Annotated in this window: 11 protein-coding genes; 10 read left to right on the top strand and 1 reads right to left on the bottom strand. The window is 63.8% G+C overall.

Features of this window, described 5'->3' with window-relative positions; translation table 11 throughout:
• Window positions 1–130: 130 nt before the first annotated feature.
• The 7 genes from AB0H50_RS18675 (at window position 131) to AB0H50_RS18705 (ending at window position 8529) form a co-directional block, all read left to right on the top strand.
• Window positions 131–2626: an AAA family ATPase gene (locus tag AB0H50_RS18675; RefSeq protein ID WP_357453832.1), complete on the top strand. Its 2496-nt coding sequence runs from the start codon at window positions 131–133 to the stop codon at window positions 2624–2626.
• Complete coding sequence (locus AB0H50_RS18680) at window positions 2623–3003, top strand: hypothetical protein (RefSeq protein ID WP_357453835.1); 381 nt, start codon at window positions 2623–2625, stop codon at window positions 3001–3003. The genes AB0H50_RS18675 and AB0H50_RS18680 overlap by 4 nt, the downstream gene beginning before the upstream one ends.
• Window positions 2993–3682: a hypothetical protein gene (locus AB0H50_RS18685; RefSeq protein WP_357453838.1), complete on the top strand. Its 690-nt coding sequence runs from the start codon at window positions 2993–2995 to the stop codon at window positions 3680–3682. Before AB0H50_RS18680 ends, AB0H50_RS18685 begins: the two co-directional genes overlap by 11 nt.
• 291 nt (window positions 3683–3973) lie before the next feature.
• Window positions 3974–4945: an exonuclease domain-containing protein gene (locus AB0H50_RS18690; RefSeq protein WP_357453840.1), complete on the top strand. Its 972-nt coding sequence runs from the start codon at window positions 3974–3976 to the stop codon at window positions 4943–4945.
• Window positions 4946–5028: 83 nt separating this feature from the next.
• On the top strand, window positions 5029–5595 hold the full coding sequence (locus AB0H50_RS18695) for a hypothetical protein (RefSeq protein ID WP_357453843.1): 567 nt from the start codon (window positions 5029–5031) through the stop codon (window positions 5593–5595).
• Between the two features lie 37 nt (window positions 5596–5632).
• On the top strand, window positions 5633–6214 hold the full coding sequence (locus AB0H50_RS18700; protein ID WP_357453846.1) for a hypothetical protein: 582 nt from the start codon (window positions 5633–5635) through the stop codon (window positions 6212–6214).
• A 77-nt stretch (window positions 6215–6291) separates the two neighbouring features.
• Entirely contained in the window at window positions 6292–8529 is a 2238-nt protein-coding gene (locus AB0H50_RS18705; RefSeq protein ID WP_357453848.1) for an AAA family ATPase, read from the top strand.
• Between the two features lie 305 nt (window positions 8530–8834).
• On the opposite strand, the gene argS is transcribed toward AB0H50_RS18705, so the two are convergent.
• Window positions 8835–10448: an arginine--tRNA ligase gene (gene argS, locus AB0H50_RS18710; RefSeq protein ID WP_357453851.1), complete on the bottom strand. Its 1614-nt coding sequence runs from the start codon at window positions 10446–10448 to the stop codon at window positions 8835–8837.
• Between the two features lie 456 nt (window positions 10449–10904).
• Between argS and AB0H50_RS18715 the strand changes: the two genes are divergently transcribed.
• The 3 genes from AB0H50_RS18715 to AB0H50_RS18725 all read left to right on the top strand — a co-directional run bounded on the left by AB0H50_RS18715 (window position 10905) and on the right by AB0H50_RS18725 (window position 13228).
• On the top strand, window positions 10905–11153 hold the full coding sequence (locus AB0H50_RS18715) for a hypothetical protein (RefSeq protein WP_357453854.1): 249 nt from the start codon (window positions 10905–10907) through the stop codon (window positions 11151–11153).
• Window positions 11154–11345: 192 nt separating this feature from the next.
• Window positions 11346–12146 (top strand): hypothetical protein, encoded by an 801-nt coding sequence (locus tag AB0H50_RS18720; RefSeq protein ID WP_357453857.1) that lies wholly within the window; start codon window positions 11346–11348, stop codon window positions 12144–12146.
• Window positions 12143–13228 carry a hypothetical protein gene (locus AB0H50_RS18725; protein WP_357453860.1) on the top strand — a complete coding sequence of 362 codons (1086 nt, stop codon included), beginning with the start codon at window positions 12143–12145 and terminating at the stop codon, window positions 13226–13228. The genes AB0H50_RS18720 and AB0H50_RS18725 overlap by 4 nt, the downstream gene beginning before the upstream one ends.
• Window positions 13229–13336 lie beyond the last annotated feature (108 nt).

Below are 13336 nucleotides of genomic sequence, written 5' to 3' on the forward strand. Positions count from 1 at the left end.
ATCAAGTCCGACTGAACTTCTTGACAACATTTACATCAAGGCTGATGATGTGTACATCGTTGAACGGCGCTCGTCGCGCCGGCTCCATCTGGCTCCACCCGAATCACCTACACGAAAAGGGTTCTCCGCCATGACCGATCCGCTTCTGGACAACGCACGCCTCGCACCATGGATTGCCGAACAGATCGACAGATCGGACCTCCCCGACGAGGTGGGACTCCTGATCCTGGCGGCATTCGAAGGCGACCAGGCGCTGGATGACTACCTCGGAGGGGGCACACCGGCCCAGTACGCCGAGGAACCATCTGTTACCGGAACACCATCAGATGCTCGCGGCACTTTCCTCACTTCGGTTCAAGTCGAGGGTTTTCGGGGGATCGGACCGGCCACCACCTTGGATCTGCGACCAGAACCGGGGCTGACGATTGTGGCGGGACGCAACGGATCTGGTAAATCCAGCATCTCCGAGGCGCTGGAACTCACGCTCACCGACAGCACATTTCGCTGGACCGGCAAGAAGTCCACACAGTGGCGTGACCAGTGGCGCAATCTGCACCATCCCACCGCGCGCATTGCGGTGAGCTTGGTGGAGGAGGACAACAAGCCGGTCGTGGTAACCCTCGACTGGCCCGACGACGAGACCGACGTCAACCGGCACACCACCCGCGCGCAACGACGCGGTGGCAGGCAGCAGATCGGTCGCGGCGACCTGGGATGGGACGGACCGCTGCAGCGATTCCGCCCGATCCTGTCCTATGACGAGCTCGGCGCGATGCTCAACGGCACCCCCAGCGATCTGCACGATGCGATCTCGCGAGTCCTGGGAGTCGAACAGCTGGCACAGGTGATCAATCGAATCTCGGTGCGGCACAAAGACCGCAAGGCACCCGGTGACGAACTCACGAGACGGCGCAAAGCACTTGCCGACGCGGTCACGGAGCTCGACGACGAGAGAGCCGCCGCAGTCGCGCCGCTCCTGAAGAAGACGGCGCCCGACCTGCTTCGGCTGCGCACGCTACTGCACGAGACCGAAGCCGGTGCGGGCGGACCGGTTCCGCAGCTGCGTGAGCTCGCGAACCTGACGGCGCCGGTCACACCAGACGGCGCCGTGGCGATCGCGAAGCGGTTGCGCGACAGCGAAGCCGAATTGGCCGCGCTCAGTGAGGTGGTCAGTGACCGCAAGCTGTCCACCTTGCGATTGCTCGAACAGGCTCTGCAGGTACACGAAGAGCACGGCGACATGGCGTGCCCTGTATGTCACGACGGCACACTCGACGCGACCTGGGCTCGTGAAAGCCGTGCGGCGGTGAGCGCGGACCGTCAACACCTGGCTGCGCTCAACGACGCCCGGAAACTGATGGAACTGGCACACTTCGAGGCTCTTCGTGCGCTGCAGTGTGCGCCCGCCATCCTCGACCACTCCCCTGTTCATGAGCTCGACGAGACGGTGGCCGACGCCCGCATCGCGTGGCAACAGTGGACCGTGATCGCGCGCGACCGTGTCGCACCGACGATGACACAGCTCGCCGACCATCTGGAGACCAATGCCGCTGCACTCAGCGACGCGGTCGACGCGGTTACCAAGGCCGCGGCGGCGTGTCTCGCGGAGCGCGAGGACCGGTGGCAGCCGGTGAACGCCGAGATCCATGCCTGGTGCGCGGCTTGGCAGGCATGGCTCGCGGACAAACCCGTGGTCGATCAGCTCAACGAGGCAAAGAAGTGGCTTCAGGACAACGATCGCCGGCTGCGCAACGAACGCCTCGCACCGATACGTGTCGGCGTCCAGCACGCGTGGTCGATGCTGCGGCAGGAAAGCAACGTCGAAATCGGTGACCTCTGTCTGGAAGGGACCGCGACCCGGCGCAAGCTGCGCATCGACTCACTGGTCGATGGTGTGGCCGCGGATGGGCTCACCGTCCTGAGCCAGGGCGAACTCCACGCACTGGCACTCGCCCTGTTCCTGCCTCGCGCCACGATGGCCGAGTCACCGTTCCGATTCCTGGTTCTCGACGACCCTGTGCAAGCCATGGATCCCGCCAAGGTGGACGGGCTCGTGACGTTGCTGAGCGAACTCGCCCAAACCCGGCAAGTCGTGGTCTTCTCCCACGACGACCGCCTGCCCGCCGCGGTGCGGCGGGGGAACTTCGCGGCCACGATCGTGGAGGTCAGCCGCGGCAAGGACTCTCAGGTGTCGATCGCTACGCTCACCGACCCCGCTCGACGGTATATCAAAGACGCGTTCGGGCTGGTGCTCGAATATGAGAATGGCAGACTCCCCGAGGAGGCGATGCGCCGGACGCTGCCCGGCATGCTCCGGTTCGCAGTGGAAACAGCCGCCCGCCATTCGTACTTCACGCGCAACATCCGGGCCGGACAGTCACTCGAAACACTCGAAAGCGAATGGGGTGCGACAGCCACTACACGATCCAAGGTGATCCTCGGAGTGTTCGGCGAAAAACGGGAACACCATGTGCTCGAACAGTGGGCACGAGCGTCGTATCAGAAGTCCGCGCTGAACATCACGGGACCCAAGATGCACGACGGACTCGCTCCGAGCGCCGATCCACGCCAGGCGGCCAAGGTTGTCCAGCTTCTGGTCGATGACATCGAGAAGGCTGGAAAGTGACCAACCTGCTAACCATGGCGGCGGCACAGGTCGCCCGGCAATCTCCGCATAGCAATAGGATTGCGGCCTGGCTGACTCGCACTGCGCTGGAACAAATCGTCGACGAACTCCTGCGCGCAAAAGGGATCGAAGCGGGCAGAGCCAGCGGCCGCGCCCGCCTGGCCTGCCTCGAGGTCGCCTACCGCGATGAGCGTGACGTCCCGTCCCGATCCCAGTACGCGTGGACGCGATTGTCCGAGGCGTGCCACCAGCACGCGTACCAGCTGTCGCCGACATACCAGGAAGTGCAGCACCTGCTCGAGATCGTGCGCAGTCTGCAGGCGAGTCCGCCGCCTGTCGAGCCCTCAGGTAGAAAGGCAACCACCGATGAGCACTGACCGAGATTCGATGTACCGCCGCCACGATCCGGCCCTCGGTGGGGCGCCAGACCGAACGATCACCGACCACGACCGCGGTGTCACAGTCTCTCTTCGAAAGCGGGCACCGCGGCAGTGGCGTTTCGTGGTTCGGCTCACAGAGTTCGAGCGGCACGGCGGCGTACGCATCGGCGAAATTGTCTGCGAGGGAGAGCGATCGACGACTCGGCGAGCCGAATCGCTGGCATTGGAGCTCGCTAGAGAAGCCGAACAACAGGCACGCGCGATGGTTACGGCCAAGGTGGCCGAGCGCGACGAACGAGATGCGGAATGGCGTCGCCGGGAAGACGAGCAGTTCGAGCGAGACAAACGCAATGCCCCTGTAGTAGCCGCCACGCTGCAGCGACTGCTCAACCTCGGGAACCCACTACGCAAAGGCGGAGAGTGGCGGCGCCGCGACGTCATCGAAACCGCCCCGTTCCGCCCGGGCGCAGGGAAGCCAGTGTCCGCGGGAGACCTCGCCGCATTCACCGTCATCGCCGCTGACCGCACCGACCCGGATGTCTTCGCGGTGTGCACCACTCACAGGGCAATTTATGGAACATACAGCCAGGGCCACGCACGCGAACTGCTCTCGAAGCGCGACCGATGGTGCCCGGGTTGCAACACCATGGACGGCATCTTCCGATATCCGGAATGAAGGGATGCGTTCAGGTCAGGCGGCACTCGAGATCGCCGACGTCTGCGATGATCTTCAACTTGCCGCCGCGGAGATACGCTCGGAGCGTCGACAGTCACGCCATCGAGCTCACCGCGCTCCGACGCACAGGCTCGCGGCTGGCTCACTCCCGTCGCGACAGCCAGATCCGTCTGTGATAGATCCTGATCCGTTCGACTGAGTTTCGTTACAATGCACCATGATTCGAGTCGTTGCACAACCGATCGGAGTTCGTGCGATCTGCTCCGGCTCCACAGCATCCGAGGGGGAAGAATGCTCAACTTTACGACGATCGATTTCGAAACTGCCAACTCGTACCGCGGATCACCGTGCTCGGTCGGCCTGGTACGGGTCCGCGACGGCAAACCCGTCGAAGATCGCCATTGGCTCATCCGCCCGCCGGAACGAGCGGGCCATTTCGATCATTTCAACGTCGATCTGCACAGGATCACGGCCGACCAAGTTTCCAACGCGCCTGCGTGGAAGGAGATTCTGCCGGAAATCGTCGACTTCATCAGTGGTGATGTCGTGGTCGCCCACAATGCGGGTTTCGACTTGGGTGTCATCCGCGACGCGTGTGTTGCCGATCAGCTCCCCTGGCCGGAGCTGCGTTTCCTGTGCTCACTGGTCATTTCTCGACGCGCGCTCTCGCTGCCGTCTTACCGGCTTCCATACGTCGTCGAATCGCTCGGCGGAATCCACCCCGATCAACACGATGCGCTCGCCGATGCTCGGGCCGTCGCAGATGTGGTTCTGCGGCTGGCCACCGACCGCAAAGCCAGCGACCTCGCAGAGCTTGCCGGTTCGGTGGATGTTCGATTCGGACGAATGGTAGGCGGTGAATACCGCGGCAGCGTCGCCATTTCGAGCGGAGGTGGCGGTGCCCGCCGCCTCGTGCAAGGGGAGCTCAACCCCGACGCCGATCCAAACGGTTACCTCTACGGCCGGGTGGTGGTCTTCACCGGAACCCTGTTCTCGATGGGCCGTAACGCTGCCTGGCAAGAATGCGCACAACTCGGCGCGACAGCCGAGAAGGACGTCACGCGCAGGACCAATGTCTTGGTCGTCGGCGACATCAACCCCGCGGTCCTTCGCCCAGGTGCAGAGCTAACTGGAAAAGCCCGACGAGCAGTCGATTTGCAGCGGGCCGGTCAAAAGATCGAGCTGATGACCGAGGACGATTTTCTGCGCTGCCTCGCCGACAAGCCGCTGGACGAGCTGCGCCCGACTATGTCCGGTCGCTGATCGCCCCGACTCGATACGACGCCTACATCCCTGTGCGATCCGCCCGAACGGCGGATTGCCCGTATCCGTACCCCGATCACCTGATGAAGAAAGCTGAACTCGTCGTGAATTCGCCATCCCTGCCCCTCCCGCCTCGACGTAGAAACATTCAGGCGCTGAAGGCATCGCTTACTGCGCTCGGTCCTGGCGCGCCTGCGACTGCGATCTTCCGATCTGAGCTCTACGGCACCTTTGCCGTCCGCGGAACGGTAGTTCGTTCCGTTGCGACCGGTGGCCTGCTCATCGGCGGCCATGCACTCGACACTGCGTCATCGACTGTCAACCCCGTACCGGACCTATTGGATCTGACCGTCGGCACCGTCGAAATTGCCGATCCTCCAACCGGACTGGCTACTGCACTCGCCGAGTTGAGTCACGGCAATGCCGTGGTCGGATACTTCGAGCAGAAGCCATACGGACTATTTACGGTGACCGGCTTCGCTGTCGAAGCCTCGGTGGGCCTGATGTACCTGGTAGGTGGTCTGCTCCTGACATCGAAGGGCAGCCGGATGCCTGGCGCTCTGCTCATCGCCCTCCACCGGTTCACCGACACGAACGCCGGTCCCAATCCAGCCCGAATCACGCGCTGGCCTGACGCAGACATCGACTGATCCCAATTCACCCACTTCACTTGGAGCAAGGAGAATCATGCTGGGGTTCGCAACCGTCGATCGGCAACCGCTTGCCGAATCCACCGCCGTGTGGCTGACCAGCCGCACCGGCAACAACTTCGTCCGCAATACGAACGCTGTCGTCATCCGGCACGACGATCCCGATTACATCAAGAAGGTCCGATCACTCACTGCCGAACGCTCGGTGGTCCTCACCGACGGGACCGAGCCTCCAGTTACATTCGCCCACGCGGTCCGGATCGGCGCTTTCGACGCTCTGATCGAGCAGACATCTCAGTACCAGGAACGTATCTGTACCGCGATCTCGGATTACGCCAGCCGCAAGCGCACCGAACTCGTCGTTCCCCGGTTCCTGCCGGTTCCGAGCCTCACCACTCCTGAGCAAGACGAACCCCAGTTCCGCGCCCTGTCCGTCGCCAATTACATCGGGTCGGTATGGGCGGCCTGGCTGTTCACCGAGGAGCAGCGCCTACGGCGCACCGTCAGCCCCAGGACCCAGGAGACGCCGTGGATCATGCCAGCCGATCTGAACAGCCCAACCATCGCCGTCCTTCCAGCAGAGTTCGCGGACCGAGTGAAACCCGAGCCATTGTCATGACAAATCGACCGCCCTCGACCACGGATCGCTCCCCCACTCTCACTCTCACACCGGAATTCGCCGAGGGGCTCGAGCGCTTGGAACGTGGTGAAAACCTGTTCCTCACAGGACGTGCGGGTACTGGCAAGTCGACCTTGATCCGCCAGTTCCTTGCCACGACGAACCGCAACGTTGTCGTGGCCGCACCTACCGGGATCGCCGCTCTCCATGTCGAGGGCTACACGATCCACCGACTGTTCTCCTTCTGGGCGGGCATCACGGTCGAGGACGTCCGATCGGAGCGCTACTTTCCTTCCAGGTTCGGGAGGACCCTCGCTCGACTCGATACCCTGATCCTCGATGAGGCGTCGATGGTTCGCGCCGACCTGTTCGACTGCTTGGTCATCGCGCTGGAAAGGTTCGGCCCCAGGCGCGGAGCTCCTCTCGGCGGAGTGCAGCTGGTGCTGGTCGGAGATCTGTTCCAGCTTCCACCTGTCGTCACCGAAGGCGAGAAGGAGTACTTCACTCAGCGATACGCTTCGCCATACTTCTTCTCATCGGATCACTACGACCGCGAGAAGTTCCCACTCGTCGAGCTGACCACCGTCTTCCGGCAGATCGGAGACGCTCGTCTGGTCGAGATCTTGAACGACGTCCGCGACGGCACGCTACGGGAAACCGCTCGAGCCGAGCTGAATACGCGAATCAAACCCAACTTCCAGCCACCGATCGACGAGTTCTGGCTCACGCTGGCCACTACCAACCGGATTGCCGACTCGCGGAACAAAGAGATGCTCGGTCGCGTTCCCGGTCCGGAACTTACTCATCTCGCAGTCACGACCGGCGATGTGGACGGCTTCGACCGCCCAGCCGCGCACATCCTTACCTACAAAGTCGGCGCCCAAGTCATGCTGCTGACCAACGACCCGTCAGACCGCTGGGTGAACGGGACCATCGGTCGTATCACCGGCTGCAGGGTCGACCAGGAAAAACCGATCGTAACCGTCGTTGTTCCCGACGGCCGGCAGGTCGACGTCGGCCCTCACACCTGGGAAATCACGCGTCCGGTAATCGAGAACGGCACACTGCGACACGAAGTCGTCGGCACCTACAGTCAGCTGCCCTTCCAGCTCGCCTGGTCTATCACCATTCACAAAAGTCAGGGCCAGACCTTGGACCGGCTTGTCGTCGACCTCAGTGGCGGCACATTCGCCGACGGGCAGCTCTATGTGGCGCTCAGCCGGTGCACGTCGATGGATGGGCTCGTCCTGAAGCGCAACGTCGAACCCAAGGACCTGAAAACCGATATTCGCGTCCGGCGTTTCCTCTCCACCAGTCGGCCGCACGCCCCACAACTTGGAAAGGTCTACCTCGGCGTCTGCACAGTCGGCGACGAGGGCCGTATGTGGAGACCGCGCCCGGTAGAGATTGCACTGGTCACCGACGACGGAATCGAACTCAGTACCCTCGTAAACCCTCTCCGTGACCTCGGCGACGCCCGCCTCACCTACGGCATCGCGGCCGACGATGTCCTGTTGGCCCCTACCTTGGACCAAGCCTGGGCGGCGTTCGCACCGTACCTCGCCGGGCGAACCCCTGTCGGCATAGACATCGACAACCAGCTGCGCAATATCGACTTCGAGCTCAAACGCCAAGGCTATGTCGTGCAGATGCCATTAGGCGTTTCCGTCGATACCGACGTGCTGCAAAACGGCGACCTCACTCGGATCGAGGCGTCGAATGCTCTCGACCGTGCGCGGGCAGTTCGCGACCTCGCAGCGCGAACGCACTCGGCCACCCTCACCGCCGTCGACACATTTCCTGCGCAGGACAACCACTTCGGATACACACTTGTACGCGGTGGGACACCGGACTGTTTCCGGGCAGGAGGAAAGGTGCCGACCTCGTCCACACCGGAAGCGGAACTCGCAGAAGTTCTCCGTCGTAACCTTCAACGTATCCAAAGGGACGAGCGCATCCACGCGTTGCTGCACAAGCTTGGGCTGGCCCTGGGACACACCATCGTGGATGACATAGACGTTTGTCTGCGAACTGACATCGCCACCACCCTCGCACCCGGTGCACGGGTTTGCTTCACTGGCTCCGTTGTCGACGACTCCGGGACGGAGTGGACCCGCAGCGACATGGAAGGACTGGCAGCGAAATGCGGCCTCACCCCAGTTGACAGCGTCACGAAGAAGCGATGCGACGCCCTGATTGCCGCCGAATCCGGGACAATGTCGGGCAAAGGCCGCAAGGCCGCCGAGTACGGCAAGCCGATCTTCACGGCACAGGAGTTCATCACCTGGGCGAGCGCTACCGCACCCAGTCCTTGACCAACCCACTACGAGTTGCTGTCAAATTCGGCGGTTCAGTCATGAGACCTATTGACTTGCCGGTTGTTTCGCCGTGGCAGCGCTATAGACCACGGACAATCGTCCTGGTCAGCAACTGCGACGTGATCACCGTCGATGGAGAACATTTGCGCAAGATCGTACGATCTGACCGAGACACGCCGTTAGCCGGAAAGGCTTAGGAGCTAAAAGCTCAGTGATGCTGGAGTAATCGTCGAGGCAGGCCGCTGGAACAAGTGGCCGGACGCCACACCCGCAGTGGGCGTCCGGCCGTCATGTCACATCCGTTACGGTGCGGCAATCCCCAACTGCCCCAAACCGAGTTCGAGAGTTCGAGCAGTCAACTGGCACAGGGCGATTCGATTCGAACGAATCGGCTCGTCGGCCGCGATGACTGGGCACGAGTCGTAGAAGCTGGTGTAGGCGCGGGCAAGATCGTAGAGATAGCCGGCCAGCCGGTGCGGCTCCAAGGCTTCGGCGACCTCGTCGAGGACGGCTCCGTAGCCGTCGAGGGCCAACGCAAGCTCCCGCTCTGCCGGTTCGAGCGGACCGGAAGTGTCGACCGTAGCCAGGGTCGTGGCGTCGGCCTTACGCAGGATCGAGCACACCCGGGCGTGGGCATACTGCAGGTAGACGCCGGTATTGCCGTTGAGCGAGGTCATCCGGCCGGGGTCGAAGGTGTAGTCCTTGACCCTGGAAGTCGACAGATCCGCGTACTTGACCGCACCGATGCCCGCTTGCTCAGCGATGGTGTCGAGTTCGTCCGAAGTCAGGTCAGGGTTCTTCTCGGCGACAACCGCACGAACACGCGCGACGGCTTCGTCCAGCAGGTCCATCAACCGAACCGTTCCTCCAGTGCGGGTTTTGAACGGTTTGCCGTCCGGCCCCAGGATGGTTCCGTAGGCGACGTGGTCGACACCGATCGCGTCGGTGAGCCACCCCACTTGCCGTGCCGCTTCGAAGACCAGCTGAAAGTGCAGTGCCTGACGTGAGTCGGTGACATACAGCAGCCGGTCGGCGTGCAGGGAGGCGATGCGGTATCGGATGGTGGCCAGGTCAGTGCTGTCGTAGCCGTAGCCGCCGTCGCGTTTGCGGGCCATCAGCACGGCAGGCTGGTCGTCGGGGCCTTTGACCTGTTCGGACAGCACGACGATCGCGCCGTCGCTGTTGACCGCCACGCCCTTGTCCACGAGTTCGGTGACTGTGTCGGCCAACTGGTCGTTGTAGAACGACTCGCCGATGTAGTCATCGGGTGTCAGCAAGACACCGAGCCGGTCATAGATCGCACCGAACGCTTTCTCGGACTCGGCAACGATCTCCCGCCATCGTGCGACAGTTTCGGGGTCACCGGTTTGCAGGGCAACCACGCGGTTCCGCGCCCGGTCGGCGAAGGAGGGATCGGAGTCGAACTGCGCGCGGGCAGCCTTGTACAGGCTGTCCAGTGCCGACACCGAGCTGATGCCGGTGTCGAGTTCCTCTGTGTGCCAGGGCGATTCGGGATGTTCGCCAATGTATTGGATGAGCATGCCGAACTGGGTGCCCCAGTCGCCCAGGTGGTTCGCGCGGACGACATCAGCGCCGAGGAAGCCGAGCACCCGGGCCAGGCTGTCACCGATGATGGTGGTTCGCAGGTGGCCGACATGCATCTCTTTCGCCACGTTCGGGGCCGAGTAGTCGATGACCACCCGACGCCCGTCCTCCGTGGCCGGGACGCCGAGCCGAACGTCGGCCAGTCGCGCCGCAACGCTCTCCCACACAGCCGAGTCCGTCAGGGTGATGTTCAAGAACCCTGGGCCAGACACCTGCACATCAGCGATCACCCCATCGGTGACATCAACGTGGGTGGCGAGTTCGCCGCCGAGCTGGGCCAGCGGCATACCGACCCGCTTCGCCAACGGCAACGCGGCATTGGACTGAAGTCGGCACGATCGGATCGTCGCACTACCGGGTCCGCATCCGCCGTTTCCGGACGGACTCGGGCGATCGCCTCCGACACAGCGGCAGCAACACGTCCGAGCAGCGGCACAACACCGGCAGAGCTCACCTTGAATTCCTTTCGATGGGGATGGTGAACCGATTGTCGCAGTTGAGTTATGCGGCATGGCCGGGGCCGGGGCTGTACATGGGCCCGCCGCCACAGCGAGGCAGCTGTCACACTCCATCAGCCCGCCGCGATAACCACACGCCGTAGAAAACTTTCGGCCAACGCAACCGCCTCCGTCGCCGATGAGCCATCGATACGAAAGCAAGCACAGCGATTTCCTCGGCATTCAGGAGTGAATTACCGTCCGGTACTGCGTGATTCATGGGCAGATACGTGGAAAACTCTCGACCGCAACACCACTGAATGGAGCACAATGAAGTACATCGTCACCCTCGCCTCCGCCACGATCGCCGCCTTCGGCTTCGCTCTCGCAACCCCGCAGGGCGCTAACGCCGAACCCTCCAACTGCCACGCCTCCTACGTCCCCTGCCTGCCCAACGTCAGCGACGTGGACTGCGAGGGCGGCAGTGGCAACGGCCCCGTTTACACCGGTCGCGTCCAGGTCATCGGACCCGACGAGTACGGACTCGACCGCGACGGCAACGGCATCGGCTGCGAGTGAACAAAAGGGGTGCCCGCCCCGGCGCAGGCACCCCGCACACCCGTGACGGCGATCTTCGCGCACACCAGAGGAACCAATTTGTCGGCCCCGGTGGATACGGTGCGGGCAGCACTACCGCCTTCGCCGACCGCCACCCCTGGGCAATACTGGAAGATGCTGGACTTCACTGGAATGTATGGATACGCTCGCGCCGTGACCGACACCGCCGAGCAACTCGAAGCGCGCATCGCCGAGCTGCGTGCCGAGGTGCGGCGTGCGGTGACCGCCGGGGATCGGGTGAGTGCCCGGCAACTTCGGGCCGAGTTGCGGCGCACCGAGGACGCTTGGGATTCGGCCGTACTCGGGGGCGAGGCGCCGCAGGCCGAGGTGCCCGCGGAGCGAACGGAAGCGGACGCGATGCCGATCCGCGAGCACGTCCATCGCGCACTCACACTGATCGGTGTGCCCGCGTCACCGAAACTGGTTCTGGCGGTCCATGAATCGTTCTTTTCCGGCGCGATCGCTCCCGCTCGCCTGACCAGCCTGCGCCGCGACGAGGAGCGGTCGTTTCGCGCTTCGCCCTTCACGCGCCCGTACTATCTCTGCGCTGCCCTCACCGCCGATCACCTCGCCCCGGCACGTGGGCTGATGGCGGTGAGCACCTGGCCGTTGGCGGAGCGGATGATCGGGCCGCTCAGTCCGCGCGTGGATCTGCTCACGGCGACCATCCGACTCGCGGAAAACATTGCCGCTCAGCCCGGCTGCGGACCCGGTGCGCGGCGGGTGTTGTGGAAGCTCTCGGTTTCCGTTCCCGGCGTGCAAGGTTCGCCGGACGCGATCGATGCTGTCGCGGTGATCGACGCTGCCACAAGGGAGCTCGCGGTCCACCGCGATGAGGACGTCCGACGCCGCGCCGAGGCCGCGCGGCGCGCAGATCAGCAGCTCGACGAGGCCTCCCGGTTATTCGGTGTCCGGCTCGGTGTGGCCGGAAGACGACGAAACGAGGTGGGATGAACACACTTTCGGCACGGCTGGATGAGCTGCGTGGTGCAGCGCCGGCGTGCCGCCACAATGCCCGCACCATCGCGGCGTTGACGGCGAACCCCGGCTGCGCGCGGCGCGCACTGCTGGACGCAGCGGCGGCCGATAAGGCCGCCATTGCCAGGGAGCTGGGTTTTCCACCCCGGTTCGGTCAGTCGCAGTTCGCGATCACGCGCGGTAATGCGTTCGAGGCGATGGTGAAGGAGAACGGCTGCGCCGAGCTGCTCGCGTTGTTGCGCGACAAGCTGGACCTCTCCCTTCCCGAGGCCGGCTATCACGACCTGAATTCGGTCGGTGACAACGCGGGTAATGCCGTGCGCTACAAACGGACCCGTCAGCTGCTCGCGCACGCGATCAGCTCCGGCGAGGGCACCCTGTTCGACCATCCGATGCTGCGGCTCGACATCGCAGGCGCCACCGCCTATCTGGAGCCGGACGTGGTCGCGTTGCAGATCGGCGGTCGCTTCCATGTGGTGGAGATCAAGTCGTTCCCCGTGATCGACGGACAGGCCGACCCCGAGCAGGTCGCCGCCGCGGCGCGGCAGTCCGCCGTTTACGTCATCGCGCTGCGCGAACTCATTGCCGAGATAGGCGAATCACCGGACCTGGTGTCGCACAATGTGATCCTGGTCTGCACGAGGGATTTCACCAACCGGCCCACCGCCGAGCTGGTCGACCTTCGCAAGCAGATCGCGGTCGTGTCGCGTCAGTTGTCGCGGCTGACGGCCATCAGCGAGCTGATCGAAACCCTGCCGGAGGGTGCGTCGTTCGCGCCCGGCGAGCACTTGGCGAAGACGATCGCCGATATCCCCGCCCGCTACGCCCCCGAATGCATGTCGTCGTGCGAGCTGGCTTTCGCCTGCCGCGACGCCGCGCGCACGAACGGCTCCGTGGACGCGCTCGGCCGCGGTGTCTGCGACGACCTCGGCGGCCTCGATGACATCGACACCGTGCTCGCCGTCGCCGCCGGTTCCCGCGACCTCGGGCCCGAGTTCGCCGACATCACCCGGATGCTGCGGGAAGCCGATCGGCTTCGGCTGGAGGTCGCGGGATGAGCGAACGGAGTGAGCGAATCATGTGCCAGCGCGCTTCGCGCATGCCGGAGCCGAGCGTCGGCGAGGCTCGAGCATGAGCGAACCGATCAACAAGCGGAGCAAGTGCAT

It is taken from the genome of Nocardia sp. NPDC050793, from assembly GCF_040654065.1.
Classification (GTDB): Bacteria; Actinomycetota; Actinomycetes; order Mycobacteriales; family Mycobacteriaceae; genus Nocardia.

Excerpts from the sequence above, each read along its gene's own strand:
- AB0H50_RS18675 (WP_357453832.1), top strand. The coding sequence starts at position 131 with ATGACCGATCCGCTTCTGGACAACGCACGCCTCGCACCATGGATTGCC.
- AB0H50_RS18685 (WP_357453838.1), top strand. The coding sequence starts at position 2,993 with ATGAGCACTGACCGAGATTCGATGTACCGCCGCCACGATCCGGCCCTC.
- AB0H50_RS18690 (WP_357453840.1), top strand. The coding sequence starts at position 3,974 with ATGCTCAACTTTACGACGATCGATTTCGAAACTGCCAACTCGTACCGC.
- AB0H50_RS18695 (WP_357453843.1), top strand. The coding sequence starts at position 5,029 with ATGAAGAAAGCTGAACTCGTCGTGAATTCGCCATCCCTGCCCCTCCCG.
- AB0H50_RS18700 (WP_357453846.1), top strand. The coding sequence starts at position 5,633 with ATGCTGGGGTTCGCAACCGTCGATCGGCAACCGCTTGCCGAATCCACC.
- AB0H50_RS18715 (WP_357453854.1), top strand. The coding sequence starts at position 10,905 with ATGAAGTACATCGTCACCCTCGCCTCCGCCACGATCGCCGCCTTCGGC.
- AB0H50_RS18725 (WP_357453860.1), top strand. The coding sequence starts at position 12,143 with ATGAACACACTTTCGGCACGGCTGGATGAGCTGCGTGGTGCAGCGCCG.